Origin of the sequence: Janthinobacterium sp. Mn2066 (genome assembly GCF_049319705.1) — a bacterium.
Taxonomy (GTDB): Bacteria; Pseudomonadota; Gammaproteobacteria; order Burkholderiales; family Burkholderiaceae_D; genus Janthinobacterium.
In genome coordinates this window covers 1-2,907 of record NZ_JBMOUF010000029.1, presented here as the reverse complement: position 1 = coordinate 2,907, position 2,907 = coordinate 1, and the positions used below count along the sequence as shown (strand labels likewise).

1 rRNA gene is annotated in these 2,907 nt (G+C 51.2%); it reads right to left on the bottom strand.

What is annotated here, in order from left to right:
• Positions 1-15: 15 nt before the first annotated feature.
• Positions 16-2,890, bottom strand: a 23S ribosomal RNA gene (locus ACL9RI_RS27590).
• Positions 2,891-2,907 lie beyond the last annotated feature (17 nt).

Here is a 2,907-nt window from a genome sequence, read left to right as displayed (position 1 = left end):
ACCTGCTAAGGTTATAGGGACAAGCCGTACGGGCAATTAGTACTGGTTAGCTTAATGCATTACTGCACTTCCACACCCAGCCTATCAACGTCCTGGTCTCGAACGACCCTTCAAAGAGCTCAAGGCTCTGGGAAATCTCATCTCAAGGCAAGTTTCCCGCTTAGATGCTTTCAGCGGTTATCTCTTCCGAACTTAGCTACCCGGCAATGCCACTGGCGTGACAACCGGTACACCAGAGGTTCGTCCACTCCGGTCCTCTCGTACTAGGAGCAGCCCCCTTCAAATTTCCAACGCCCACGGCAGATAGGGACCAAACTGTCTCACGACGTTTTAAACCCAGCTCACGTACCACTTTAAATGGCGAACAGCCATACCCTTGGGACCGGCTACAGCCCCAGGATGTGATGAGCCGACATCGAGGTGCCAAACTCCCCCGTCGATATGAACTCTTGGGAGGAATCAGCCTGTTATCCCCAGAGTACCTTTTATCCGTTGAGCGATGGCCCTTCCATACAGAACCACCGGATCACTATGTCCTACTTTCGTACCTGCTCGACTTGTCAGTCTCGCAGTTAAGCACGCTTATGCCATTGCACTATCAACACGATGTCCGACCGTATCTAGCGTACCTTCGAACTCCTCCGTTACACTTTAGGAGGAGACCGCCCCAGTCAAACTGCCTACCATGCACTGTCCCCGATCCGGATAACGGACCAAGGTTAGAACCTCAAACAAACCAGGGTGGTATTTCAAGGTTGGCTCCACGAGAACTAGCGTCCCCGCTTCAAAGCCTCCCACCTATCCTACACAGATTGGTTCAAAGTCCAATGCAAAGCTACAGTAAAGGTTCATGGGGTCTTTCCGTCTAGCCGCGGGTAGATTGCATCATCACAAACATTTCAACTTCGCTGAGTCTCGGGAGGAGACAGTGTGGCCATCGTTACGCCATTCGTGCAGGTCGGAACTTACCCGACAAGGAATTTCGCTACCTTAGGACCGTTATAGTTACGGCCGCCGTTTACTGGGACTTCAATCAAGAGCTTGCACCCCATCATTTAATCTTCCAGCACCGGGCAGGCGTCACACCCTATACGTCCACTTTCGTGTTTGCAGAGTGCTGTGTTTTTATTAAACAGTCGCAGCCACCAGTTTATTGCAACCCTTTCGCCCTATCACAGTAAAGTGACCAAGCTACCGGGGCGTACCTTTTCCCGAAGTTACGGTACCAATTTGCCGAGTTCCTTCTCCCGAGTTCTCTCAAGCGCCTTAGAATACTCATCTCGCCCACCTGTGTCGGTTTGCGGTACGGTCTCGTATGACTGAAGCTTAGAGGCTTTTCTTGGAACCACTTCCGATTGCTACGTGAACAAGTTCACTCGTCCCATCCCCTTGAATCCTGTGCCCGGATTTGCCTAAGCACCTTCTATGAGACAGAAACTGACTATTCCAACAGTCAGACAACCTTCCGCGATCCGTCCCCCCATCGCATCATACGACGGTGCAGGAATATTAACCTGCTTCCCATCAGCTACGCATCTCTGCCTCGCCTTAGGGGCCGACTCACCCTGCTCCGATGAACGTTGAACAGGAAACCTTGGGCTTACGGCGTGGAGGCTTTTCACCCCCATTATCGCTACTCATGTCAGCATTCGCACTTCTGATACCTCCAGCATCCTTTACAAGACACCTTCGCAGGCTTACAGAACGCTCTCCTACCATATGTCAAAGACATATCCGCAGCTTCGGTGACTGGCTTAGCCCCGTTACATCTTCCGCGCAGGACGACTCGATCAGTGAGCTATTACGCTTTCTTTAAATGATGGCTGCTTCTAAGCCAACATCCTGACTGTTTTAGCCTTCCCACTTCGTTTTCCACTTAGCCAATCTTTGGGACCTTAGCTGGCGGTCTGGGTTGTTTCCCTCTTGACGCCGGACGTTAGCACCCGACGTCTGTCTCCCAAGCTCGCACTCATCGGTATTCGGAGTTTGCAATGGTTTGGTAAGTCGCAATGACCCCCTAGCCATAACAGTGCTCTACCCCCGATGGTGATACTTGAGGCACTACCTAAATAGTTTTCGGAGAGAACCAGCTATTTCCAAGTTTGTTTAGCCTTTCACCCCTACCCACAGCTCATCCCCTAATTTTTCAACATTAGTGGGTTCGGACCTCCAGGGCGTGTTACCGCACCTTCATCCTGGCCATGAGTAGATCACTTGGTTTCGGGTCTACACCCAGCGACTGTTCGCCCTATTCGGACTCGATTTCTCTACGGCTTCCCTATCTGGTTAACCTTGCCACTGAATGTAAGTCGCTGACCCATTATACAAAAGGTACGCAGTCACGGAACAAGTCCGCTCCTACTGTTTGTATGCACACGGTTTCAGGATCTATTTCACTCCCCTTCCGGGGTTCTTTTCGCCTTTCCCTCACGGTACTGGTTCACTATCGGTCGATTACGAGTATTTAGCCTTGGAGGATGGTCCCCCCATATTCAGACAGGATTTCTCGTGTCCCGCCCTACTTGTCGTACGCTTAGTACCACCGGTCCGATTTCACATACGGGGCTATCACCCACTATGGCTCCCATTTCCAGGGGATTCTGTTATCGGTCCGACTATCACGTACAGGCTCTTCCCATTTCGCTCGCCACTACTTTGGGAATCTCGGTTGATTTCTTTTCCTGCAGCTACTTAGATGTTTCAGTTCGCCGCGTTCGCCTTGCATGCCTATGTATTCAGCATGCAATACCCTAAAAGGGTGGGTTGCCCCATTCGGAAATCTGCGGATCAAAGTGTGTTTGCTCACTCCCCGCAGCTTATCGCAAGCTACTACGTCCTTCATCGCCTGTAATCGCCAAGGCATCCACCATGTGCACTTATTCGCTTGTCCCTATAACGTTAGCCTCT